Genomic DNA, 22,423 nt, shown 5'->3' on the forward strand with positions numbered 1-22,423 from the left:
CATCGCTTGTGTGATTAAGGTTAATGATGGGAAAGGTTACCGGCCTTTCCAATGGATTGTGTCCGCTGAAGAAGTAAGGTAGGTGCGGACGGAGCTATAAAAGAGAGAATTTGGTCCGGAATATGTTATCCGGTTGAAGACATCATTCCGATGCCGACAATGGGAGGTATAGCTCCAATGGCAAATATAAGATTTTCTTTTGTTGTTGTAAACAAAAAGAAAAATAAAATTCACTTTTAACTGCGAGACTGTATAATAAATCATAAATCTGCAACATTATGCGATGTATGCATCTTTATTAACTACATGATAGCATCTACAAAATTTTTATTAACCATCTCACATCAGGAATTCTCTTTGTAATGCGTTTTTGATTGAATAAATTACAAGAAAAGCAGAAAGAACACGCCTTCTTACTGATAAGATCAAAACTTTAATATCATTTGTTTCTCTTTTTTCAGTTCTTTATTGATGGTAGAAACAATACATTCGTTCAACATGTATTTAAGTTCTTTGCTGTCCTTGACATATTGTCCGCAAATATAGTAGACTTCCTTTATAGCTGCGTTTCTAAATTCTTTAATGATAGCACCCTCTGGGATGAGTCTTTCTGTTTGCCAGTAATCAAGAACCCAATTAACCATGGTTGCGCGAAGTTGTTTTCTGGTATCTACAGACAGTTTCTTGAAAGAAAGTTGTTCCACCATATCAGATTCACCTGGATTTATCGGACAATCATTGTTCGTGTCGTATTGCGGACCATATTGCATATAGTCCTGCCACATTCCTAAGTCTTTTTCGACTTCTACATAACAAGTCTTTAGGTTTCTCTTCTTATTTCTCTTTTTACCCATAGGATAAGTTGGATGTATTTTACAAAAGTAATCAAAGTTTGATTAACGTTGTAACATATATTTTCTCTAAATAAATCAAACAAATAACTTCCATTGTACAGATACAATGAACCTTTTCTTATTTGAATAAAATTCTGTATAGTTCATCTAATGACGAATTCTTTTTATCGGACTGTCTCTGCATTTCTTCCTGGAGTTTCACTAAGTGATCTGTTCCAGATTTACCGCTATACTTGTTTCGTTTCCCTTTGTCTGTCCGGGCAGCTTTCAAATACAAATGGGCAAACTCAATATGGCCTTTCATGTTGGTCGTGAGGCTTGCAAAGTTGGTAAACTCACAACCTACCACAATGCCGGAGAATATGGAAATAATCCGGGTAATGATTCTCCATTCCTTGTACAACAAGACATACAGCTCTTCTTTCTCCATCGGACTCATGTCACATAGCTGAATCCGATAACAACATAGCAGAAACGAATAACGTACATAGGCATTCTTGTATAGGGGAATTGGATTCTGTCTGATACATCCATGTAGTTCCTGTAATTGCTTACACACCGGTTGAATCAAATCGGAAATAACCACATGTTCCGAGAGTAGCAGCTGCAGAACAATGCAGCAAAACGACTTTTGCAGGCTGTCACCTTCCTGAAAGTTCCTCGCGGCATAATCCAGTAAGTCTGTGACATCCGCCGGTCTGAACATATAGTTCAGGTGTGAACGGATGAGAGGATGGGAGAAGATGTGGTTATAGCTGGCTCCTAAAAAACTGATAGTGTAATCATCGCTGAAAGCCACCTTTCTAAGATGAAGCAATGTCCCCCATATCATTTTTTTTTGAGTCTCTTCATTTGCACAAGCCATTGAAGACAGAAAGTTGTCCACGACCCAGGTTCCGGCCTGTAAACTTTCTTCCAGCCTACTTTTATAAATAGAGGCATTGTATATCTCAATCCCCTTTGACTGTATAAATTCTGATGCCATATCGCATAAACATATTAGAACTCAAAGGTATAGAGTATTCATGAGATTACATCGTCCATTTGCATTTTTAACGGCCCGTATTACGATTTTTATCGCTTCTCCATAGTCAGTTCAGGATTGCTCATAATTGACTTACTACTTTCATCACTTCACGCACATACCTTGGGTCTTCCGCATAGCCAATCTTGTGTAGCCACAGCAGGTAGTTTCCTCCTTTATACTTGTACTGCACCTTGGTGTAATAAGCCCTGACACTTTCCGTCCAGTGGTTGAACTCATAGTACTTCCCGGTTTTGGGATTCGTTAGTCCGAACAGGTTGTGCCGGTTCCGGCAGAGCGGTGAACGGAACCAGCTCGTTTCTAGTATGGCCTGTGCCAATACAATCTTTGGATGCCGGATGCCATTGCGAATGATTTCTTGGTAGAGATTGGGAATAGTGAGCGCAGGAAGTTCTTTTCGTTCAGAAACCTCAGTTTTTTCAGTTCCCTTATCAGACGCTTTTTCGTGGGACACCCTTGCGTAAACTTTTCGGGCATATAGCTCCGAAAGCAGTTTTACAGGCACCTCTGGGGCAAGGGAGTCCTTTTCTGCCTTTTTGCAAGACTCATAAGCGCCCAAACTCCTCTGTAGGGTATCAGGAACCACTTTTTGTTGCTTTTCAGGTAGGATTTCCGTCTCTTTTGTAATTGTATAGAACTGTGCCGATGCTGAAGCGGAACCAAGAATCAACAGCACGGCGGTCAGAATGATGTTGTGCATTTCTTTTCAATGATAGGGTTGCCAATACTTTTGCGGGTGTTCAAGGCGGTTCCGACCGCAAATATATCGTTTTACTTAAACAATACGAAAATGCACAACATCAATCATTCTGAAAGGCTGCCCTACGAGAAGTTGGCGGCATTGGGCATTGACCGGGAAAAGGCCGACAGTCTCCCTCAGGAAGTGAAGGAGAAGCTGGCATCCGGAGAGGTCACCCCGCTCATGCAGGTGTCCATCAGTGCCCGTAACGGAGACATCATCACGCTTCCCCTCAAACTTCAGCTGACCACCGACCAGCAAGGTAATCCGGCGCTTATGGCTTATCCTGTCCGTGCCGTACTGGAAAAGGAACGCAACCAAGTGTTGCGATTGTCCGACCAAGAAGCGGAGCGGTTGGGTAAAGGTGAAGTCATCCAGAAAGCCGTGGAAGTCAACGGTGAAAAGACCCAGCAGTATCTGCAACTCGACCCCGAAACCAAATCAATCTTCCATCGCCGTGTCACGGATGTTCAGTTGGAACAGAAGCTCAAGGACATGGAGAAGGTCAACGACATCGAACTGGGCATGCAGCAAAAGCAGCAGGTACGCGAGGGAAAACCCATTGAGCTGAATGTGGGTGGTGAGAAAGTGTCGGTCGGTGTCGATCTGAAAGAGCCTCAGGGTTTCAAGCTCATCCAAGGGGACTTGAAGGAGTGGGAGCGACAGCAGAAACTTCGCTACGACGAACAGCATCCCGAGTACCTGGGACTGGTGATGACGGACAAGAACCGCTGGGAATACCAAAAAGTGGTAGACAAGCAGTCACAGGAAAGAGCTTTGAAATTCGGTAATCAGAAGGAAAAACATTCCCAAGGACTCAAACTCTAAATCATTACCCTTATGGTCAAGAAGAAAAATGCCGAACAGGATGTAGGTCTGGTACGGATGTTCAACGACATGAAGAAGAAGCATCCCGATGCGCTGCTCCTCTTCCGTAACGGGAACTTCTACGAAATGTATAAGGAAGATGCACTCAAGGCATCGGTGATACTGGCGCTGAAGGTATCAGACAAGATTCTGCCGCTGGAGAATGACCCCATCAAACTCCTGACTTTTCCCCGTCATGAACTGGACAAGCATCTGCCCAAGCTGATTCGCTCCGGTCAGCGGGTCGCCATTTGCGAGGCGATAGACCAGCCGAAACTGATGAAGAAGCCCAGGGAAAAGACCGGGGAAGATTTGAAAAGCCAGGATAAAGTGAAAAAAGAAAACAACCTCAATCAGGAAACTATGGCGAAAAAGAAGAAAGAACAGGCTGTGCAGGAAGAGCCTACCAAGACAGTCAAGACGGCTGCAGAGGAGAAACCTGCCAAGGAAATGAAGAGTGAACAAGCAACCGAGCAGAAAGCGGAAGCCAAGCAGGAACGCAAGCCACGTGAACCGCAGATGATTACCGCCAACGGCGAGAAAGTCAGCCATGGCCATGCCTTCCAGAGCACTACCAATCCGGCAGACTGGTACTTCACCGCCAAGATGGACGGCGTACAGCTGAAACCGCAGAAGATGGACGCAGCGGATTTGGCCGCTTACCAGAAGAAGGAAATGACGGTGCCCCAGCTGATGGAACGCTATTATCCCACCAAGCTGATGCCGAAGGTATCGGAAGAAGCGTTCCAAATGCCGAAGCAGTTGTCCGGTCCGGATGGAGCCATCACCATCGACAAGTTCAATGTCTATAAGGAAAAGGACGAACAGCGACCGGACTACGGCAAGTATAAGTTCTATGTGCAGATGGGCGACACCAAGATGTCGGCAGTGGCTTCCCGTGAGGACTTGAATGCCTACTTCGACCGGGTGGTCAGTCCTACACAACTTGTGGAGAAGAACTTCGGGGAACGACTGCACCTGCAGTCAGCCTACGAGAAGTACCAGCTTCCCGAAGGAGTGGACCCCAAAGGAGTCCGTGTGGCCAAGGACCACTCCGACAACAAATGGAAGGTGTCGATGGACCTGGGCGACAAGGGCAAGACCAGCAAGCATGAACTCTCCTTTGATGACGGCTACTCGCTTTTCAAGGCAAAGACTGCCACCCGGGAACAGATTGCGGCCAAGTACCTCAATACGGAAATTTCCGGGATGCTTTCAGCTGTGACCAACAAGCTGGAGAAGTCGGCTTCCATGAAAATGTAACGCAATCAAAAGGAACAAACGAATATTCAAGAAACAATAAAAGACGAAAAGATATGACAGCTAAAAAGACACACGAGGAGTTGGTGGAACTCCTTCAGGCAGGTAAAATCGGTTTCCTCCGCTTTGTGATGGACGGGGACAGTGCAGAGGATTATCTGGAGTGGTGCCAGACCCACGGCACAGATCCTTCGGATGAATCCGCAGAGTTTTATGTTGAACAGACGGACATCGACCAGATGGACCGTCAGGTAATGGATGACGAAAGCTATGGCGTATGGAACTAACACATCCGGCAATGCCGGGCAGGTAGCCATCGACCGCTTTGCCGAAATGATGATTGCCCGTATGGAGCAGATGAAGGCCTCCGACTGGAAGAAAGGCTGGATTGGGGGCGCATCCGGATTTGCAGGTCTCCCGCAGAACGTGGGTGGCCGCAACTATTCGGGTTCCAATTCCTTCTTCCTCCAGCTGCAGACCGCTGCCCAAGGCTACCGGCTGCCGGTGTACCTCACCTTCAAGCAGGCGCACAACCTGAAAGCCCATGTACTGAAAGGCGAGAAAGCCTTTCCTGTGGTCTATTGGGACGTGCTGGTCAAGGACAAGAACGGCCATAAGGTCAGTTCGGATGAGTATAAGACCATGAGCAAGGAGGAGAAGAAAGGCATGGACGTCATTCCCTTCTTCAAGGCTTTCCCCGTGTACAACATCGACCAGACCAATCTGGCAGAGGTACAGCCCGAACGGGTGCAGAAACTCATGGAGAAGTTCAAGGTGCCCGAGCTTCGGGATAAGGAAGGCATGTATGTCCATGCCGCCCTCGACCGGATGATTGAGACGCAAGGCTGGCTCTGTCCCATACAGGCAGACAAACGGGTGGACGGAGCCTTCTATTCACCGGCCCAGGACATCGTGGTGCTACCCATGAAGGAGCAGTTCAACATCGGCGATACCCCCGAGGAAGTCTACAGGGGCGGCATGGAGTTCTATTCCACCATGCTGCATGAGATGTCACACTCCACCATGACACCTGAACGGCTCAACCGCGAGATGGGCGGACGCTTTGGAGACCCGAAATACGCCAAGGAGGAACTGGTAGCCGAACTGACCGCCGCCATGATCAGCCACTCCATGGGCTTCGATTCCAAGATAACGGACAACTCTGCAGCCTATCTGGATTCCTGGATTGGGGTGCTGAAGCAGGAACCGAAGTTCATCGTTTCCGTCATGGCGGACGTGAACAAGGCTTCGGACCTCATTCTGGACCAGGTGGACAAGCAGCGGCTGGCACTGAACGAGCAGCCCTACCTGACGAAGAACGACCCGTTTGCCCCGTTGGGTGAAGGCGAAGAAGTGCCGTTCAAGAATGCGGCCATCGTGAAGACGCGCAATGGGGATTATGCCATCCGTGCTTCCTACGATGGTGTGGAACTGGGGTTGAAGAAGGTATCGAAAGATACGGCGAAGACCTACTTCCAACTGACGGACTACAAGGACAAGGCAGCCTTCCTGAACATGACGGCGCACAAGACCTTCGAGCCGGAGATAGCCAATCTCAAACGCACGCAGGCCGTGGGTGCCAAGTTAAGCATCTGATTTTATGTAGAACCTTCAATTCCATGAACCATGACTGATTACAAGGTAAACTTCCAGGACCTCAAAGCCAAGGTAGGCATCGACGATGTAGCCTATGCGCTCGGGTACCGCCTGGACCGAAGGGCCGGTGTGGGCCGCTACATGGAGCTGGTGTTGGGGGACGGCAAGGAAAAGCGGGATGTGCTTGTGATCTGCCATCCCCAGGACAAGGCTTCCCAGCGGTTCTTCCGCCGTGACGGTTCCAAGGGGGATGTGGTCACACTCATCCGGGAGAACCTGAATGCCTTCAACGTGTCGGGCAAGGATGAATGGCAGAAGATAGCCAAGGTGCTGTCCCGCTTTGCCAATATGCCTGAGCCTGAATACCGCGATGACCGGGAGTATGTGCAGTCAGTCAGGTATCACGCCACCTTCGACAGCTCCAGGTATGAGGTGAAGCCGATAAATCCCGATAAGATTCCGGCCATCTTCCAACAAAGGGGATTGTCTGATGAAACGGTACGCACCTTTGCTCCGTTCATCCGACTCATCCGCGACAGGAAGAACGAGAACTTTGACGGCTACAATATCGGCTTCCCTTATATCAACGGAGAGAACAATCAGGTCCGGGGCTACGAACTGCGGGGGTACGGCGGTTACAAATCCAAGGCGGCCGGAAGTGATTCTTCCTCTTCCGCATGGGTGGCTGACTTGTCAGGTGGCTATCCGAATGTGGTGAAGAGTGTCTTCTTCTGTGAGTCGGCTTTCGATGCCTTGGCGTTTTACCAATGGAACCGGAAGCAGCTGACCAATGAAATTGCCCTGGTATCACTGGGCGGCACGTTCTCTGACGGACAAATCCGGCAGGTGCTGAACCGCTTTCCCGAAGCCCGCCCGTTTGACTGTTTCGACAATGACCTGCCCGGTCGTATCTACGGCTTGCGCATGATGGCGCTGGTAGAGAACATCCCCATGAAAATCAACCGAACCCGTGACAGTCTGGAAGTGGAAGCGAACGGACGTTCCTTCCGGCTTGATCCGGAGCGTCCCTTTCAGGTGCAGGTCAAGGAACACCTGTCGGTCAGATACGATATGGGACAATGGCTTCCTCCCAAGGCTTTCAAGGACTGGAACGACTGTCTGCTCAACAAACCGATGGAGGTGCGGCTGCATCCGACTAAACAGGACCAAATCAATAACCTGGCCGAACGCAGAAATGCAGGCCCTAAATTATAAACGTATGAATGCAAGACGATGGAAACGCTCCTTGTTAATCGCTGCTGTTGGCTTATTGATAGGTAAAACTCCGCTCTTTGCCCAACAGACTGACCCGGCGCTGACTTCTGCCGTACTGGGTCAGACCGCAGCCTTGAAGAAGATCCACAAGGACCGCAAAAAGACGCAGGAGAAAATCATTGCGGCGGAAGTGGCTGTTACCGCTTCGCTGGAGCGGATTCACCATGTGGAAGACAAGATGCTGGACTACCTCTCGAATGCGCAGGGTGCCATGCAGAACCTTTACCAGATTAAGCGTGCCGGGGAACTGGTGGCCAAGGAAATCCCGCAGAACTGCAGCCTGCTCCTCAAATCAGTGGGCGGCAATCTGAAGGGAACCGTTATTGCGGCCATGGTATCGGATGAACTGACGGATGCTGCCACACAGATGACGGCACTCTTTCCCTTCATGAAACAGCTGGTGACTTCGGGCAAGTATGACGTGACAGGAGATGACGGAAAGAACGAGAAGTACAAGGTGAACCTGCTGAACGCTTCGGAACGCTACTACATCGCCAACGAGGTGGTAAGCCGGCTGGAAGCCATCAACACCAACCTGTTTATCCTGGCCTGGCAGGTACGCACGCTCTCATGGAATGACCTCTGGTTCTCGCTCGATCCCGAAGGATGGGCCAACGTGATGTCCGGCAAGAACATCATCGGCGGTATCATCTCCGACTGGAACCAGGGCTATAGCCTGAAATAGTAAATAGGTAAACAAGTAAACAAACTTACTAATCACAAAGTAATCAAGTAAGGAAATAAGAAAGTAATCAAAGCAACAAGTAACAGAATCATATAGTAAACAAATCATCCAAAAACAAAAGCGTATGGAAAAGAAAATAATCGGTCGCTGTCCTTTGTGTGGCGGCAACGTGGTAAAGACCTGCAAGGGCTACCGCTGTGAGAACAACATCGCCGAACAGCCAACCTGTGTGCTGAATATCAACGGCATTATCGGCAACCGCAAGATGAGTGACGAGGAAATCGCAGAATTGTTGGAGCACCGCTTCATCCTGTTGGACGGCTTTGCTTCCAAGGATGGAAAGGCATTCCCTTCCGTGCTGGAACTGGCAGACAACGGCGCCATCAACATGCAGTCTGTCATCGGCAAGTGTCCGCATTGTGGCGGCGATATTCGGGTGGGTACGAGAGCCTTCAACTGCTCCAACTACAGCAACCAGCAGGCGCCGTGCAACTTTGCCATCTGGCGCAACATCGGTGGTCACCAGTTGAGTCTGACAGAAGCCAAGGAAATCTGTGAAAAAGAAATCACCTCCAACGAACTGGAGATGTACCGTGATGACGGCACCATCTACCGCAAGCGTCTCGGCCTTTCTCCGGATAAACTCCAAATTGTGAAGATATGAAACCGGGAATGAAACTCACTATCCTGCTGGTGACCGCCGTCTGCTTCTGGAGCGGCCTGTTTTACTTCGCCAGCTGTTCCGACCATCCCGAACAACGGGCGGTGGAAATCGCAGAGAGAGCCCTGAAGGCAACCGTCGATAATCCGGAGTCCATCCAAATCAAGGGCATCAGCAAGGCAGATTCTGTATTTGGCAAGGAATATGTCAATCCACACGAGAAGGCTGCATTATCCATGCACCTGATGCAGTACGGCCACAAGTTGATGGAAGAAACAGACTACTTCCAGAACCTCGACAAGGACGATGCCGCGATGAGTGATCAGGTCACCCGTCAGCTGGATGCCATGACCACGCTCCGGGCTTTGATAGCTTATGGAGAAATGGAAGAAGCGAAAGTTGGGAAAGAAAAGGTTGCGAAGCCGTTCAACGGATGGAAGGTCAAGATAGATTTTGAAGCCAAGACCTTAAAAGGAAAGCCTTACCACTCGGAATACTGGTTCATCCTCGATAAGGAAGCAGAAATTGTAGTCAAATCATTTGAAATACCGCTGCTATGAAAATCAGACAATTAGTATGTGCTATAATCACAGGAGTTGCCACGTTGTTCACCTCCTGCGAAGAATGTGAGCATGAAGGAGACAGATCTATTGCTTCTTCCCTCCAGGTTGGTGACGTAGTTTGTTCGGATGGCAGTGTGCTGTCCAAAGAAAAGTTCAGTTCCTCCCAAAAGGAGCCGGTGGCCATTGTCTATCATGTGAACCGGAATCCGGAGATCAAAGCTTTGGGCTATGCCGTTTCCATCCGGGATGTCGCATCGACAGCCTTTGCAGACAGTCTGGGTGTCGAACAGGAAACCTCGGCTTCATTGGAGAAGGAAGACGGTAACGAGAACACCCATGCCATGTACCGCAACGAGGAAGTGAAATCTCCCTTAGCCGTTTATGTCTTCGATATGTGGCGCTATGGTCAGTCCGCCTACATCCCTTCGGTGAAGCAGCTTACTTACCTCTATCAGCAAATTGGGTTGGTCAACCAACGGATAGAAGCGGTCGGTGGATTGCCCATCAGTCTGCAGCCCGGTGACTGCTGGCTGTGGACTTCCACCGAAGTGGAGGGACAAAGGGATAGCAAGGCCTGGCTCTTCTCGATGCAGTCGGGTACCATTCAAGAGACTCCGAAGGACCAGGCGCATAAGTTCAGACCCGTGATAAGTATCTATTAGATAGTGTAATCTCTAAATGCAAAGATTATGAATGAATTACTCGTACAACTCCAGATGAAGATGGAGGCATTCCAAAAGGATGCAGCCCTTCAAGCCGAAAAAGGAAACAAGGCAGCCGGCCAACGTGCCCGCTGTGTATCACTTGAAATGGAACCGCTGCTGAAGCAGTTCAGGAAACTTTCGTTGGCGGCTTCGAAAAGATAAAATCAAAAACTTTACGTGGTTGCCATTCATAGGCAATGAAAAAACAAGAGGTCCTGATGCCATTCATCCATGCGCATTAGGACCTTTTGTTGCATCAGTAAACCATGTCTTTCTGTCTCATTTCTTCCCGAATCAGTTCTGCTTCGGTATGGGTCAGCTGGGGAAGCTGTACTTGTTCCAGACTCTCTTGCTGGTAAGCCTTCACTTCGTTGATGAGCATTTGCCAGTCGTAAAGGAACTCCTGACTGCAACCGTGCTTCTGATAAATTTCTTTGGCGGCTTCCAGTATCTCTCCGGCACAGCTGTCATTCCCTTGGAACACAACAGCCGGAATCTCGTTGTGGAAGCAATCTCTCAATAAGCGTATCTGATCTTTCATTTGTGTAAGGTGATAAAGTCTGTTTTATACCATGCCTTCCTGAACCTTTGTTTTCAGGGCCTGCAAAGATAGTGAGATTTCGGAAAGATTAAAAGTTAAACATCCCTCTTTAACAGCCGGCAGATTCTTTCCTTAGTCAGGCATTTCCACTCCCGATGAATTTTCCGATACAAAGAAACGAAGGGTCGGTACGGCAGCAAATGGCGCTTTGCTTGGCTGCAAGGAAAGCAGCCGGCAGCCTTCCACAATTTGTGCCAAATTGGGTATTCCGTCTGCTTTCCCCTTGCCACATTTGCCTTCTGTCCCTTACACCCTTCGTAAGAAGAGGTATCGTAAAAATCACCCGGGAGTGAGAAGCCGAAAGGCTTCAAACCAAAGGGAAAAAATTAGTTCAGCTATGGCATACAAACTTAAAGACCGAAAAGAAAAGATGCTCTACAAGGGCAGTGTTTACGAACTCACCCTGCAGTGGGACAGAGAGAGTCTCCGCAAGTGCTTTTGTGGTATGCCTCCTTTCTATGCACACATCCGCAAGGACGGCAACAACTTCGCGCTCATTGACTGCTATTCCACCGGGGACGATTTCAGTGTGGAACCCATGCACTCGCTTTTTGAAGAGCCGGAATGGATAGTTCACTTCCTCAAGTCGGACATCAATACCATTCCACTGCAGAAACTGCTGGAACTGCTTCCCATCTGATTCACGGAATAACGAACTTAAAAGAAAACGCTATGGACACTCCCATTGAAGCCATTCCCACATGGGCACTCTGCTATCTGTTCAACTCGGATGCAACCGGACTGACGGATGAAGAAATCGCTCTGATTGACCAGTGGTACACGGAGAATAAAGTCATGGGTATCACTACCGCAACGGAACAAGAGGGAGAATGTTTCCCTTACTTCTCACATTGTCCGGCTTTCGGACTTCCTGCCGAAGTGGTGGACTGCCACGTTATGGTAGGCTGAATACAGCCGGTGACTGCTGATGATTATTTACGCTTAAACATTAGGAACATATGAAAGGAACTGACCATTTCAAGGAACTCATCAAGAACTATCTTGATAACCGAGCCAAGGAAGATGAACTCTTCCGTGCCAAGTATGAAACCACCACACGCACCATTGACGATGTGGTCAACTATATCTTCCATGCCGTACAGCAATCCGGCTGCTGCGGTCTCAGCGACATGGAGGTTTATGCCATGGCAGTCCATGCGATAGATGAGCCCGATTTGGAAATCGGCAAGCCGATGGACTGCAATGTTGTAGTGAATCATCACATTGAGCTGACCGAGGAGGAGAAGGCAGAACAACGAGCCATTGCACTCAAACGATACCAGGAGGAGGAAATGCGGAAATTGCAGCAACGCAACAGCCGACCCAAGGCAGCCAAACCGCAACCCAAACCCATTCAAGAACTCTCACTCTTTCAAGGCATGGAACTATGAAAGCAAGAACGAAAATAGAAAAACAGGTGGCAGTTTCCAATGAGAAGCTGACCGCCATAAGCCCCAAAGTGCTCACATGGGCAGTGCGGAAAGTGGCAGGACATGTCTGCTTCCGGACTTCCGCACACAAGTGTACATGTGGCGATTGTGGCAGGCACTTCGACTATGAGGGAAAAGGGAAGTCGGTATGCTGCCCTTATTGCGGTACTCGCTTACAGATAAAGGACACCCTCAAACGCACCATCAAGGAAGCCTATTATTTTTCTTCCCTCGAAGTAATAGACCATTTGCAGGTGCAACGGGTCTTCCGCTTGGAAACGACCTTTCGAAAAGGAATGCCTATGGAGGTAGTCTACTGGGAAGCATGCCGTCTGTGGCTCAATGCCGAAGGCAGGTTGGCTGTCACGGCAAGAGCAAGGACATTGAGCTATTATGTGGACTGCTTTGATTGGGCATCCGAAATCACTTTGAAGCGACCGAACGAAGTTCACTGGCTCATTGCAGACACCTATGTTTATCCGGACCATCGGCTGCTGCCCGAACTGAAACGCAACGGCATGAAAGGCAAGTTGCCCGACTGCCACCCGATGAAGCTGATGAAAGCCGTGCTGACGGACAGCCGGATGGAAACCATCCTCAAGTCAAAAGATTTACATGCCGTGTCTTATTTTGTAAACCGACCTTTGGAACTTGACCGATGCTGGCAGCCGTATAAGGTAGCCACCCGGCATCATTACCGCCCTTCGGACATGGGATTGTGGGCAGATACCATCCGCTTGCTGGAGCAGTGTGGCAAGGACATCTGTAACCCCAAGTATATCTGTCCGCAGAACCTCAGAGCCGAGCATGACTATTGGATGAACCGACACAACCAAATGGAGCAGAAACGTAAAAGCCAAGAGCAGATGCAGCGAGCCAAACGGAAGGAAGCCGAGTTCTACAAGGAGAAGTCACACTACTTCGGCATCACCATCACCGACAAAGACTTGGTGATTTCGGTACTCGATAGTCTGGAAGCCTTCCAAGCCGAGGGAAATGCCCTGCATCATTGTGTCTTCCAATGCGAATACTATGCCAAGGCGGACAGCTTGATATTATCGGCTCATGACAAGGAGGGAAACCGCATTGAAACAATTGAGTTTTCACTGACCGAGGGGAAAGTGATACAGAGCCGTGGGCTGTGCAATACGAACACTCCGCACCATGACCGGATTGTCCGGCTGGTCAATGCGCATGCCCATCAGATACTTGCAGCCAAACAGACAGCGTAGATTCCTTATATATGTTCCGCTCCGACTTCCGCCGTAAGGTATGGGTCGGAGTTTTTATATTTGGATAGTAGAAATAGTTGACGATGTTAAAATGAAATCTAATGCAAATATCTATTTGTTATATAATAGAGTTTACATGATAACATGTTTAATTACGCATTGAAGTTAAGTGTGTAAATCTATATTTTATTCCCTTTGAAAAAAAACGATGTAAATATGTGATATACAACATATAAAATAGCGTATTGTTTTTAATAAAATATAGGTAAACTAATTATGTAATAATAAAATAATATAGTATATTTGTAGTATAATAATATAGTAGTAAAGTAATATAGTAAACCTATAAAAATGGTAGCAAAAAATATAACAATAGCCATCGGCAATCAGAAAGGTGGAGTCGGCAAAACTACTTCTACCGCATGTATAGGTGCAGCACTTGCCCTGAGAGGAAAACGGGTGCTGCTCGTTGACCTGGATGCACAGCAGAACCTCACGTTCACGCTGACGCAGAACGAAGACCCGGAAACAAGTATCTATGATACGCTGGTCAAAGACCAACCGCTACCTATCGTACCCATCCGTGAAAACCTGGACCTTGTTCCAGCATCACTGGACTTGGCAAGAGCCGAAATAGACATGGCTACCATGATGGCAAGGGAAGGCATCCTTAAATCCTGTCTTGATGAACATAAGGAGAAGTATGACTACATCCTGATGGATTGCTCTCCCTCACTCGGTATCGTGACGACCAATGCGCTGGTGGCAGCGGACAAACTCTACATACCGCTCACTGCCGAAGCCTTGCCCTTGAAAGGCTTGACCATGCTGGATGATATAGTTCGGGAAGTGAAACGCAGGGTAAACCCAATGCTTGAATTAGGCGGTGTTTTCTTCACCAGGTTCAATAACCGGAAGTTGAACAGGGAAGTGATTTCCATGGTGGAAAAGCGGTACGGAGAGAAGGTTTTTCAGACGAAAATCCGGGAGAATATTTCCATAGCCGAAATGCCGCTGTCTGGTCAGACCATCTTTGAGTACGAACCGAAAAGCAACGGTGCAGCAGACTATCGAACACTGGCCGATGAAATAATCAGTCGGGAAGAAAATAGGTAAACTATATTACTAATCACAAAGGTTATTGGTAACATAGTAAGTTAATCAGCAAGTAAACAAGTAATAAAGTAAACAATATGAGTAAGAAGAATTTATCCTTATTGATGGATGGCTTCATGGGTGAAGCCATTCCATCTGACCCGGTACAGGAACAGCCTAAGGAACAGGCTGTTGAGCAAGCAGCAGAACAAGCGAAACAGCCGGCTGCTCAAACGGATAAGATGGATAGTCCGAAGGCAGCACCTGCAAAAGCATCTTCGAAGAAAGAAGCAACCGAAATGGAAGCTACCGATAAAATGAAGTCCAAACTGGAAGCCAAACGCAGGGAGAATGTGGGTCGCCCCAAGAAAGGCGAAACAGCCAAAAGTGGCAAGAAGCCCCATGAAATTCGAGCCACCTTTATCGTAGATCCGGATTTACTTCAAAAGGTGAAGTACATTTCTCTTGTGGAAGGTGCCTTATTGAAGGACGTTATTTCTGAAGCTCTGAACAACTATGTGGATAAATGGGAAACAGACAACCGAAAAATCCGCCTGCCAAAGAGGAAGTAGAAACTTCTGCTGTAGTTCTGTCATTGCAAGCGCCAGACAGCAATAACAGGACTGCTACGTTATTTGGGAATTGAGGTCTATAAATATTCCATCTGCAGCATCTCATTCAAGCTGATATTTTTCTATCGTTTGTTCATTTGCATTCTTGTGCTGATGATTTTAATTTAAATTTGAATCGGGACAAAACTATGATTTTAAAGACATAAAACAGGCCAATTTGACCCGATTTTCTACGAGAAAGCAGTATATTTGTCCCGATTAAGAATTTTAGATATGACAACAGAAACTGAAATATTACAATATTTGCACTATCATCCGCTTTCAAAACGTATGGAGATAGGACATGCTGTCACTACAGAGATAAGCGAACGTACCTTAAAGCGTGTCATTGCAGACTGTGTGGAAAAAGGGTATATCGAGGTGGTCGGTAAAGGACCGGCTACCAAATACAAACTCACTCCTCAAGCTCATGTGACCATGCCACTCAGTCTTGATACTTATTTTGACAAGGATATTGATGAACGCACGGTCCAGGAAAGTTTTAACTTTGACCTGATACGTGACATATTGCCGAATGTACGTTTGTTTACAGACGATGAGCTGGCGTTGTTGCATGAAGCACAGTCAAAATTTCGTTTGCACCTTTCGGAAATGACGGATATTGAATATCGTAAGGAGATGGAAAGGTTGGGTATAGACCTGTCATGGAAATCCTCACAAATCGAAGGTAATACTTATTCATTACTTGAAACGGAACGTCTGTTGAAAGAGAAACAGACCGCTAACGGAAAGACCAAAGAGGAAGCTGTGATGCTGCTTAACCATAAGGATGCTCTTGACTTTATCCTTGATGTACCGGATTATCTGAAAGAAATATCGTTAACTCGTATAGAGGAAATCCATGCGCTGCTTGTTAAGGAGCTGGGTGTCGAACGCCATATCCGTCTTAGGCGTGTCGGTATAACCGGAACAAATTATCAACCGCTTGATAATGAATTTCAAATCAGGGAAGCCCTTGAAGACAGTTGTCAGCTTATTAACGGCAAGAATGAAGTGTTTGAAAAGGCTTTGTTGGCTCTTGTGCTCCTTTCCTATATACAGGCATTTTCTGACGGCAACAAACGCACGGCACGCATCATAAGCAATGGAATTTTGATTGCCTACGGCTATTGTCCTATCTCATTCCGCAGTGTAGATTCAATTGACTATAAAAAAGCAATGCTGATGTTCTATGAACAGAACAATATTGCAGCATTCAAACAGATTTTCATTGATCAGTTCCTGTTTGCTGTAAAAACATATTTTTGAAATTACAGAAATCTATTGATTATTAAACGGAAATCTTACCTGATGCAGGCTGGAGCATAGCATGGTAGGTTTGTCGTTTTTTTGCATGTTTCATTCCATTGCCACAGAGAGAAGCAACAGGGTTTCACTTCGCTCCACTCAGTTGTTTCTCACAGTGTCAATGAGGTTGGAAAACATATCTATAAATGATAACTTGCTCGATGGTTCTACCGAACGCAGGCTGACGCTTGCAGAAGTAGAGCCATCGAATGGTTTATACAGTTAGCTCACAGATGTTGGTCACCACTTCGACTTTTCGTATTTCATGCGATGCCGGAAGTGACGACCTTTTGGGAGATGTGCCATCCGGTTTGCTCCGTGTCTTCGACATCAAGCAAAGCCCGGCTGATAGGCTTTTGCTACAAATGGAAGTTTCAGTCCATTGCCACAGAGAGAAGCAGCAGGGTTTCACTTCGCTCCACTCTGCTGTTTCTCACAGTGTCAATGAGGTTGGAAAACATATCTACCAATGATGACTTGCTCGATGGCTCTACCGAACGCAGGCTGACGCTTGCGGAAGTAGAGCCATCGAATGGTTTATGCAGTTAGCTCACAGATGTTGGTCACCACTTCCGACTATTCGTATTTCATGCGATGCCGGAAGTGACGACCTTTTTGGGAATGAATGTGCCATCTGGTTTGCTCCGTGTCTTCAACACCAAGCAAAGCTCGGCTGAGTGGCTTTGGCTGCGAATGGAACTCCAATCCGTTGCCATAGAGAGAACCTGCAAGGCTCCACTTCGCTTCACTTTGTAGGTTCTCACAACGGCAACGGTTTTCGGGTAGCTCATCTTCAAGATGGTCAGAATACTGGGTTACGCGGACTTTCTGAGGAATATATTTGAGATGACCTGTTAGAACTAATTCTTTCCCTTGGAATCCTAGTCGGGAAAGTCTTGAAAACCGTTGGAGCTTCTTGGTCCAACTCGTTTTATACGTGCAAAGGTACTGCGGACGGGAGAAACGTCAAGTGCCGCTGACGCTTTCGGACTGAGGACTTTCCGGCAGCCTTCCGCAATTTGTGCCAAATTGGGTATTCCGTAAAGTCCTCGGACCTCACACTTGCCTTTTTCTCCCTGTTGTCCGCAGTGAGGAACTGCACGAAAAAACGGTTTTCCCGACCAAGAAGCTCTAAAGGGCTTCACAAGAGGGAGAAGAATCGGAATCGCAACCATCTAAATTGTTTTAACTATGGATTATCCCGAATTATCCGGAGCTACCATCTCCGAACGTGACAAGGCTTTTGCACAAGAGTTCGCCAACTTTGTAAATGGCAGTATGTGTTCACCTGACCAGACTGGCAGGGAACTGACCAAAGCTCACCGCTACCTGCAACAGCAGATGTTCAAGGTGTTCCTCGGCTTCATGAAGCAGCTGGCACACAACTATCAGCAGGGAAGATACGATGACCGCAATGAGTGGGCATCACGGCTTTCTGCAGAAGCCTATCAACGGCTCATTGAGTGTGACTTGATTTTTGACCCCGAATTTCCAACCTCTAAATGACAGGACTATGGATGAATATGATTTTCCCGAATATGGCAGACAATGCGAGTTGATAACCCCTTGGCGAGGCTACCACCGAGGAACTATCGTAGCCCTCTCTGAACATGGTTTTGTGGTTCAGTTCAGCAGTGGTGCAGAAATAGATGTTTATAAAGACGAAATAATTTTGGATTGATATGTGCAGACTTATGACAACGCAGTTGGAGGAAGCCTTGAAAGGCTTTCCTCTCTATTCTCAGGACGGCAAGGGAAAGGACGCTATTTGCCGTGCCATCTTTGCGCTCGGTGGTGTGCGGTGGTTCATTCTTGAAGGTGAAAAAGAAGGAAACGACACTATCCTCTTCGGTATCGTCATCGGACTGATGGAGGACGAGTACGGCTACATTTCCTTGAATGAACTTTCGGACATTGAGTTGGATTTGACCAAACAAGGCTTCGGCAAGCTGCAAGTAAGGCAGCAGGAAAACTTCCATCCGGTGCCACTGAAAAAGTTGCGTGACAGCCGTTTGCAGGAGTTCCTTGCAAGAATGGGTTATTGAACGTATGATTTGTAACAAGAAAGTGACCTGCCATATCCATCACGGACTTGGCAGGTCTGTATGTAGCTTTATGTCTTATGAGAAATAAAAATGTATTCAGCATTGCAGCCTTGCTTGGCTGGACTGTTTCTGTAAAGTATGTAGATGGCAGTCTTTTCTTTGACTTCCATCGGAAAACCTTGAGCGGTGTTCCGTTTTCCTTCACCGCTGAAATGAAAGATAGAAAGTTGGAGAACCTTATCAAGGAGATTGAATCCTTTGTGGATGCCATTGATCCTGAGACTTGTGCCGGGGAATGGATGATTCAGTCAGGTGCTATGGCTCCTTCCCGGTATCAGCAGGCGGTAAACGACATGGATGCCATCCGGACTGATGCGTGGCTGCTGGCTTGCGAACTGAGGGAAGCTGACGGAAAGTCATTGCTGATAGGCTTGCCCTGGAACCAATGGAACTGACCCCCACATCCTGCTACTATTCAAAGACAGCCTTCTACCGAGATGTACTGTCTTTGAATTTGCGCCCTTTCTTGGGGAGACCTGCCGCTTTATAGGCAAGCAAGTCGCTTCCCTGAAATACGATGCCTCTTTTATCGGTATGGATCCGGATAAAAGGAAGCGGACGTTCCTCATGTCTGATGTAGTCATAGATGGTACACCGGTGGATGCCGAGGAAGATACAGGCTTCCTTCACAGAATATCTTTTTTCCGGGAGTATCACAATCGTTTGTATTTGCTGTATATAGTTCATAAGTATTCTTTTGGGTGTAAAGTTACTCATGCAGGTCCATTCTTGCAATAGGTAAAATCTTTGATAATGAGGGATATTGTGATGTTTTGAAAGACTTTGTATTACTCATTACTTGTTGCCAAGGTGAGTTCGGTCTTTCCTGAATGATTTATATGGGAATGACTTGCGATTTCTGTTTATGGGATGTATAAGTTCAGAAACAGGATTGGTATAGACGGTGACAGTTCTATTTTATCATCTCTGCCTGCGAGGATATTTTTTTGCAAAGGTATTGCTGTCATCACCAAACGTCAAATCCCTTGCAGAAAATCTTCCTCAAACAAGTTGAGCGTATTTTCTGCCCTGAATTTGCCTTATTGGGCTGCCAGCACTCTGATAAAAGCAAAAAATATCCCTTCGGACAAGCTGAAAAACAGCAAAACAGAAGGGAAAAAATCAGAGCGTATGGCACAGATTGACAATAACCTCAAGAAGCAGTTGGCAAAACCTCAGACATGGTTCTGCAAGTATTTTCCCAAGCGTATTCGCAACGTCGGTGAAAAGGAAATTGCCGACAGACAGATGGTGTACGATTTCAAAGACGGAAGAAGCTTTGAAGCGGTAGCGCAAATGACCGCAGCAAACATGCAGGAACAATACGGTGAATCCTGCAGGAATATTGTTTTCGTTCAAGTTCCGGCATCCACAAGTCCAAAGAACGAACTTCGTTACAAGGCTTTTTGTGAAAGGGTTTGTGAACTGACCGGAGCTATCAACGGCTATGAGCATGTAAGGGTAATCGGCGTACGGCTTGCCATTCATGAAAACCGAAAGATAGAAAAGGAAATCCGCAAAGTGCATATCATCGATTTTGATGAAGATTGGTTCAGTGGAAAATCCGTAGTGACATTTGATGATGTTATCACTCGCGGCATCACATGGGCTACCTATGCTGACCAGTTGGAGAATTTGGGCGCACATGTTATCGGGGGCATCTTCCTGGCTAAAACAACAGACAATGAAACAAAGATTTACGATAAAGGAGGCTTCCATAGCCTTTACAGGGCATCGGAATATTGCACCCGAACAGAAAGATAAGGTGAGAGAACGGCTCAGAAAGGCCGTTTCTCTTGCTTACAAGGAAGGAAAGTACCAATGTATCTGTGGGATGGCTTTGGGTTTCGACATGCTCGCAGCGGAGGAAGTTCTTTCCCTCAAAGCTCGCCTTCCTTATCTGCAACTGATAGCTGTTGTGCCGTTCAGAGGACAAAGCAGCCGTTGGGACTTGGCAGAACAGCAACGATATGACCATATACTTGTCAAGGCAGACAAGGTGATTGTGTTGAGTGATACCTATTATAAAGGATGTCTGCTCAGACGAAATGACTTCATGCTGCAGCATTCAAACTATGTGATTGCCTATTATGACGGAAAACAGAAAGGAGGGACTTATTATACTTGCCGTGAGGCTCGGAAGAGGGGGATGACTGTCGTCAATCTCTTTTAATGCCAAACATTTTGCTGATTCCGACAAAAACTGCTAAAAACATTTTGCTGATTTCGACAAAAACCGCCGAAAACATTTTGCTGATTTCGATATATTGTGTATTTTTGTAATCAAATAAACTCTCAGTATATGTCCGAAAAAATATTCAAACGCAAAATTTATGAAAGAATGCTCCAATGGAAGCAGGAAAGTGATGGACAGACTGCACTTTTGATAAAAGGTGCACGTCGAATCGGAAAATCAACCATTGCTGAGGAGTTCGCCCGTAGAGAGTATGACTCCTATATCAACATCGATTTTTCAATAGCTGATGCAGCAGTCAAAGAATTGTTCTCCCATATTTCAGATTTGGATTACTTTTTTCTGCGGATTCAGTCACTATTCAATGTTTCATTGCATGAACGAAAATCGGTTATCATTTTCGATGAAGTGCAACTGTATCCACCGGCCCGACAAGCCATCAAGCACTTGGTTAAGGACCGGAGGTATGACTATATTGAAACAGGGTCACTTCTTTCCATTAAAAAGAATGTGAAAGGAATCGTGATTCCGAGTGAAGAAACACGTATCTCTATGTACCCGTTGGATTTCGAAGAGTTTTTATGGGCTGTCAATAAATCCCAAACCTACGATTTGATTAGATACTCATACCAAAACTTAAAATCATTGGGTGATGCTGTCAATCGTGACCTTATGCGTAATTTTCGTCTTTACATGCTTATAGGTGGTATGCCGCAGGCCGTAAATGCTTATTTGGAATCGAATGATTTTTCAGCCATAGATGCGGTAAAGCGTAATATTCTCGAACTCTATATTGATGATTTCCGTAAAATAGACCCGACAGGACGTGCTTCACGCTTGTTTACTTCAATACCTGCAGAACTCTCCCGAAATTCGAAGCGTTATCAGGTGGGAAGCGTGATTGAGAATGCAACTGCCTCCAGACTGGGTGAGTTGCTGATGGATATGGCGGATTCGATGACAGTAAACTTTTCCTATCATGCAAATGACCCCAGTGTAGGTTTTTCCCTTCATGCCGATTATGATTGTTTCAAGTTGTTCCTTGCCGATACAGGACTGTTCGTTACACTCGCTTTTATGGATCGCGATTATACAGGAAATGTGATATACCAGAAACTTCTTTCGGATAAGCTTGCTGTGGATCTGGGGTATGTATATGAAAATGCGATAGCCCAGATGCTCAAGAGTGCCGGCAATGAATTATTCTACTATACTTTCCAGGAAGAAATAGTCAAGGACGAAGACGGAAACAAGACTGTCCGTAACTATGAGGTGGATTTCCTGCTTTCCCGCAAAGATAAGATATGTCCTATTGAAGTGAAGTCCTCCGGATACAAGTCCCATAAGTCGCTTGATGTTTTCCAGGAGAAATTTTCTTCAAGAATCCTGCAAAGGTATCTTCTCTACACAAAAGATGTAAGAAAAGACAAGGATATTTTCTGTTTGCCTGCATACATGACGGGATTGTTTTAGATGAAGACCCATGAGTCTGCTCACGGGTTATTTATAGATGACACAAAGCGGAATCCTTATCTGAAAACCAAAGATAGAATTTCGCTTTGTGTCTTTTTTCTGAAAACAGACTTGGACTGGTGTGG

General features: G+C 46.6%; 28 protein-coding genes and 1 pseudogene. 24 read left to right on the forward strand and 5 right to left on the reverse strand.

From position 1 onward, the window contains the following. Positions 1-425: 425 nt before the first annotated feature. From EJL04_RS02090 to EJL04_RS02100, 3 genes are all read right to left on the reverse strand, one after another. Positions 426-854, reverse strand: coding sequence for a hypothetical protein (locus EJL04_RS02090; protein WP_071122454.1), 429 nt, complete (start codon positions 852-854; stop codon positions 426-428). 118 nt (positions 855-972) lie between these two features. After that, entirely contained in the window at positions 973-1,839 is an 867-nt protein-coding gene (locus EJL04_RS02095) for a hypothetical protein (protein WP_071122453.1), read from the reverse strand. Positions 1,840-1,960: 121 nt separating this feature from the next. Further along, a complete protein-coding gene (locus EJL04_RS02100) occupies positions 1,961-2,599 on the reverse strand; it encodes a glucosaminidase domain-containing protein (RefSeq protein ID WP_071122452.1) in 639 nt (212 codons plus the stop codon). A gap of 90 nt (positions 2,600-2,689) precedes the next feature. Between EJL04_RS02100 and EJL04_RS02105 the strand changes: the two genes are divergently transcribed. The 10 genes from EJL04_RS02105 to EJL04_RS02150 all read left to right on the forward strand — a co-directional run bounded on the left by EJL04_RS02105 (position 2,690) and on the right by EJL04_RS02150 (position 10,411). Continuing rightward, complete coding sequence (locus tag EJL04_RS02105) at positions 2,690-3,466, forward strand: DUF4099 domain-containing protein (protein WP_071122451.1); 777 nt, start codon at positions 2,690-2,692, stop codon at positions 3,464-3,466. Between the two features lie 12 nt (positions 3,467-3,478). Further along, positions 3,479-4,768 (forward strand): MutS N-terminal domain-containing protein, encoded by a 1,290-nt coding sequence (locus EJL04_RS02110; protein ID WP_071122450.1) that lies wholly within the window; start codon positions 3,479-3,481, stop codon positions 4,766-4,768. Positions 4,769-4,821: 53 nt separating this feature from the next. Beyond that, positions 4,822-5,052: a hypothetical protein gene (locus tag EJL04_RS02115; protein ID WP_005938397.1), complete on the forward strand. Its 231-nt coding sequence runs from the start codon at positions 4,822-4,824 to the stop codon at positions 5,050-5,052. Then, the gene (locus tag EJL04_RS02120; protein ID WP_071122449.1) at positions 5,036-6,361 is read left to right on the forward strand and encodes an ArdC family protein; all 1,326 of its coding nucleotides are present in this window, start codon (positions 5,036-5,038) and stop codon (positions 6,359-6,361) included. Before EJL04_RS02115 ends, EJL04_RS02120 begins: the two co-directional genes overlap by 17 nt. Before the next feature lie 30 nt (positions 6,362-6,391). Continuing rightward, on the forward strand, positions 6,392-7,576 hold the full coding sequence (locus EJL04_RS02125) for a DUF3991 and TOPRIM domain-containing protein (RefSeq protein WP_071122448.1): 1,185 nt from the start codon (positions 6,392-6,394) through the stop codon (positions 7,574-7,576). 4 nt (positions 7,577-7,580) lie between these two features. After that, positions 7,581-8,321: a hypothetical protein gene (locus EJL04_RS02130; protein ID WP_071122447.1), complete on the forward strand. Its 741-nt coding sequence runs from the start codon at positions 7,581-7,583 to the stop codon at positions 8,319-8,321. A 124-nt stretch (positions 8,322-8,445) separates the two neighbouring features. Continuing rightward, positions 8,446-8,985, forward strand: a complete 540-nt coding sequence (locus EJL04_RS02135) for a topoisomerase C-terminal repeat-containing protein (RefSeq protein ID WP_071122446.1) — start codon at positions 8,446-8,448, stop codon at positions 8,983-8,985. After that, the gene (locus tag EJL04_RS02140; RefSeq protein ID WP_071122445.1) at positions 8,982-9,542 is read left to right on the forward strand and encodes a hypothetical protein; all 561 of its coding nucleotides are present in this window, start codon (positions 8,982-8,984) and stop codon (positions 9,540-9,542) included. Before EJL04_RS02135 ends, EJL04_RS02140 begins: the two co-directional genes overlap by 4 nt. Continuing rightward, positions 9,539-10,207 carry an Lcl C-terminal domain-containing protein gene (locus tag EJL04_RS02145; protein ID WP_071122444.1) on the forward strand — a complete coding sequence of 223 codons (669 nt, stop codon included), beginning with the start codon at positions 9,539-9,541 and terminating at the stop codon, positions 10,205-10,207. The genes EJL04_RS02140 and EJL04_RS02145 overlap by 4 nt, the downstream gene beginning before the upstream one ends. A gap of 27 nt (positions 10,208-10,234) precedes the next feature. After that, complete coding sequence (locus EJL04_RS02150) at positions 10,235-10,411, forward strand: histone H1 (protein ID WP_071122443.1); 177 nt, start codon at positions 10,235-10,237, stop codon at positions 10,409-10,411. Positions 10,412-10,505: 94 nt separating this feature from the next. On the opposite strand, the gene EJL04_RS02155 is transcribed toward EJL04_RS02150, so the two are convergent. After that, entirely contained in the window at positions 10,506-10,790 is a 285-nt protein-coding gene (locus tag EJL04_RS02155; protein ID WP_071122442.1) for a hypothetical protein, read from the reverse strand. A gap of 397 nt (positions 10,791-11,187) precedes the next feature. Between EJL04_RS02155 and EJL04_RS02165 the strand changes: the two genes are divergently transcribed. From EJL04_RS02165 to EJL04_RS02215, 11 genes are all read left to right on the forward strand, one after another. Continuing rightward, entirely contained in the window at positions 11,188-11,490 is a 303-nt protein-coding gene (locus EJL04_RS02165) for a hypothetical protein (RefSeq protein ID WP_071122441.1), read from the forward strand. A gap of 32 nt (positions 11,491-11,522) precedes the next feature. Further along, on the forward strand, positions 11,523-11,759 hold the full coding sequence (locus EJL04_RS02170; RefSeq protein ID WP_071122440.1) for a DUF6926 domain-containing protein: 237 nt from the start codon (positions 11,523-11,525) through the stop codon (positions 11,757-11,759). Positions 11,760-11,809: 50 nt separating this feature from the next. Beyond that, a complete protein-coding gene (locus EJL04_RS02175) occupies positions 11,810-12,241 on the forward strand; it encodes a PcfK-like family protein (RefSeq protein WP_071122439.1) in 432 nt (143 codons plus the stop codon). After that, on the forward strand, positions 12,238-13,512 hold the full coding sequence (locus EJL04_RS02180) for a PcfJ domain-containing protein (protein WP_071122438.1): 1,275 nt from the start codon (positions 12,238-12,240) through the stop codon (positions 13,510-13,512). Before EJL04_RS02175 ends, EJL04_RS02180 begins: the two co-directional genes overlap by 4 nt. 351 nt (positions 13,513-13,863) lie before the next feature. Beyond that, entirely contained in the window at positions 13,864-14,628 is a 765-nt protein-coding gene (locus EJL04_RS02185; protein ID WP_071122437.1) for a ParA family protein, read from the forward strand. Between the two features lie 77 nt (positions 14,629-14,705). Next, the gene (locus EJL04_RS02190) at positions 14,706-15,179 is read left to right on the forward strand and encodes a hypothetical protein (RefSeq protein WP_071122436.1); all 474 of its coding nucleotides are present in this window, start codon (positions 14,706-14,708) and stop codon (positions 15,177-15,179) included. A 273-nt stretch (positions 15,180-15,452) separates the two neighbouring features. Next, positions 15,453-16,487, forward strand: a complete 1,035-nt coding sequence (locus EJL04_RS02195; RefSeq protein ID WP_071122435.1) for a Fic family protein — start codon at positions 15,453-15,455, stop codon at positions 16,485-16,487. 1,230 nt (positions 16,488-17,717) lie between these two features. Further along, the gene (locus EJL04_RS02200; RefSeq protein WP_070613100.1) at positions 17,718-18,032 is read left to right on the forward strand and encodes a sulfide:quinone reductase; all 315 of its coding nucleotides are present in this window, start codon (positions 17,718-17,720) and stop codon (positions 18,030-18,032) included. A gap of 7 nt (positions 18,033-18,039) precedes the next feature. Continuing rightward, entirely contained in the window at positions 18,040-18,207 is a 168-nt protein-coding gene (locus EJL04_RS02205; RefSeq protein WP_070613098.1) for a glyoxalase, read from the forward strand. Position 18,208: 1 nt separating this feature from the next. Continuing rightward, the gene (locus EJL04_RS02210) at positions 18,209-18,571 is read left to right on the forward strand and encodes a hypothetical protein (protein WP_032839926.1); all 363 of its coding nucleotides are present in this window, start codon (positions 18,209-18,211) and stop codon (positions 18,569-18,571) included. A 77-nt stretch (positions 18,572-18,648) separates the two neighbouring features. Beyond that, the gene (locus tag EJL04_RS02215) at positions 18,649-19,026 is read left to right on the forward strand and encodes a hypothetical protein (RefSeq protein ID WP_071122433.1); all 378 of its coding nucleotides are present in this window, start codon (positions 18,649-18,651) and stop codon (positions 19,024-19,026) included. A gap of 34 nt (positions 19,027-19,060) precedes the next feature. Here EJL04_RS02215 and EJL04_RS02220 read toward each other — a convergent pair whose 3' ends face one another. Next, on the reverse strand, positions 19,061-19,318 hold the full coding sequence (locus EJL04_RS02220) for a helix-turn-helix domain-containing protein (protein WP_032839925.1): 258 nt from the start codon (positions 19,316-19,318) through the stop codon (positions 19,061-19,063). Positions 19,319-19,762: 444 nt separating this feature from the next. Here EJL04_RS02220 and EJL04_RS02225 point away from each other — a divergent pair. From EJL04_RS02225 to EJL04_RS02235, 3 genes and pseudogenes are all read left to right on the forward strand, one after another. Beyond that, positions 19,763-20,308, forward strand: a pseudogene (locus tag EJL04_RS02225) (phosphoribosyltransferase); the annotation flags it as partial. Positions 20,309-20,315: 7 nt separating this feature from the next. After that, the gene (locus tag EJL04_RS02230; RefSeq protein ID WP_071122432.1) at positions 20,316-20,804 is read left to right on the forward strand and encodes an SLOG family protein; all 489 of its coding nucleotides are present in this window, start codon (positions 20,316-20,318) and stop codon (positions 20,802-20,804) included. 129 nt (positions 20,805-20,933) lie between these two features. Then, positions 20,934-22,298 (forward strand): ATP-binding protein, encoded by a 1,365-nt coding sequence (locus EJL04_RS02235; protein ID WP_071122431.1) that lies wholly within the window; start codon positions 20,934-20,936, stop codon positions 22,296-22,298. Positions 22,299-22,423: the final 125 nt, after the last annotated feature.

It is taken from the genome of Prevotella marseillensis (assembly GCF_900625065.1).
GTDB classification, from domain to species: Bacteria; Bacteroidota; Bacteroidia; order Bacteroidales; family Bacteroidaceae; genus Prevotella; species Prevotella rara.

Bases quoted from the DNA above. Each gene is read 5' to 3' on its own strand.
- EJL04_RS02090 (WP_071122454.1), bottom strand. From the start codon at position 854: ATGGGTAAAAAGAGAAATAAGAAGAGAAACCTAAAGACTTGTTATGTA.
- EJL04_RS02095 (WP_071122453.1), bottom strand. From the start codon at position 1,839: ATGGCATCAGAATTTATACAGTCAAAGGGGATTGAGATATACAATGCC.
- EJL04_RS02100 (WP_071122452.1), bottom strand. From the start codon at position 2,599: ATGCACAACATCATTCTGACCGCCGTGCTGTTGATTCTTGGTTCCGCT.
- EJL04_RS02105 (WP_071122451.1), top strand. From the start codon at position 2,690: ATGCACAACATCAATCATTCTGAAAGGCTGCCCTACGAGAAGTTGGCG.
- EJL04_RS02110 (WP_071122450.1), top strand. From the start codon at position 3,479: ATGGTCAAGAAGAAAAATGCCGAACAGGATGTAGGTCTGGTACGGATG.
- EJL04_RS02115 (WP_005938397.1), top strand. From the start codon at position 4,822: ATGACAGCTAAAAAGACACACGAGGAGTTGGTGGAACTCCTTCAGGCA.
- EJL04_RS02120 (WP_071122449.1), top strand. From the start codon at position 5,036: ATGGCGTATGGAACTAACACATCCGGCAATGCCGGGCAGGTAGCCATC.
- EJL04_RS02125 (WP_071122448.1), top strand. From the start codon at position 6,392: ATGACTGATTACAAGGTAAACTTCCAGGACCTCAAAGCCAAGGTAGGC.
- EJL04_RS02130 (WP_071122447.1), top strand. From the start codon at position 7,581: ATGAATGCAAGACGATGGAAACGCTCCTTGTTAATCGCTGCTGTTGGC.
- EJL04_RS02135 (WP_071122446.1), top strand. From the start codon at position 8,446: ATGGAAAAGAAAATAATCGGTCGCTGTCCTTTGTGTGGCGGCAACGTG.
- EJL04_RS02140 (WP_071122445.1), top strand. From the start codon at position 8,982: ATGAAACCGGGAATGAAACTCACTATCCTGCTGGTGACCGCCGTCTGC.
- EJL04_RS02145 (WP_071122444.1), top strand. From the start codon at position 9,539: ATGAAAATCAGACAATTAGTATGTGCTATAATCACAGGAGTTGCCACG.
- EJL04_RS02150 (WP_071122443.1), top strand. From the start codon at position 10,235: ATGAATGAATTACTCGTACAACTCCAGATGAAGATGGAGGCATTCCAA.
- EJL04_RS02155 (WP_071122442.1), bottom strand. From the start codon at position 10,790: ATGAAAGATCAGATACGCTTATTGAGAGATTGCTTCCACAACGAGATT.
- EJL04_RS02165 (WP_071122441.1), top strand. From the start codon at position 11,188: ATGGCATACAAACTTAAAGACCGAAAAGAAAAGATGCTCTACAAGGGC.
- EJL04_RS02170 (WP_071122440.1), top strand. From the start codon at position 11,523: ATGGACACTCCCATTGAAGCCATTCCCACATGGGCACTCTGCTATCTG.
- EJL04_RS02175 (WP_071122439.1), top strand. From the start codon at position 11,810: ATGAAAGGAACTGACCATTTCAAGGAACTCATCAAGAACTATCTTGAT.
- EJL04_RS02180 (WP_071122438.1), top strand. From the start codon at position 12,238: ATGAAAGCAAGAACGAAAATAGAAAAACAGGTGGCAGTTTCCAATGAG.
- EJL04_RS02185 (WP_071122437.1), top strand. From the start codon at position 13,864: ATGGTAGCAAAAAATATAACAATAGCCATCGGCAATCAGAAAGGTGGA.
- EJL04_RS02190 (WP_071122436.1), top strand. From the start codon at position 14,706: ATGAGTAAGAAGAATTTATCCTTATTGATGGATGGCTTCATGGGTGAA.
- EJL04_RS02195 (WP_071122435.1), top strand. From the start codon at position 15,453: ATGACAACAGAAACTGAAATATTACAATATTTGCACTATCATCCGCTT.
- EJL04_RS02200 (WP_070613100.1), top strand. From the start codon at position 17,718: ATGGATTATCCCGAATTATCCGGAGCTACCATCTCCGAACGTGACAAG.
- EJL04_RS02205 (WP_070613098.1), top strand. From the start codon at position 18,040: ATGGATGAATATGATTTTCCCGAATATGGCAGACAATGCGAGTTGATA.
- EJL04_RS02210 (WP_032839926.1), top strand. From the start codon at position 18,209: ATGTGCAGACTTATGACAACGCAGTTGGAGGAAGCCTTGAAAGGCTTT.
- EJL04_RS02215 (WP_071122433.1), top strand. From the start codon at position 18,649: ATGAGAAATAAAAATGTATTCAGCATTGCAGCCTTGCTTGGCTGGACT.
- EJL04_RS02220 (WP_032839925.1), bottom strand. From the start codon at position 19,318: ATGAACTATATACAGCAAATACAAACGATTGTGATACTCCCGGAAAAA.
- EJL04_RS02230 (WP_071122432.1), top strand. From the start codon at position 20,316: ATGAAACAAAGATTTACGATAAAGGAGGCTTCCATAGCCTTTACAGGG.
- EJL04_RS02235 (WP_071122431.1), top strand. From the start codon at position 20,934: ATGTCCGAAAAAATATTCAAACGCAAAATTTATGAAAGAATGCTCCAA.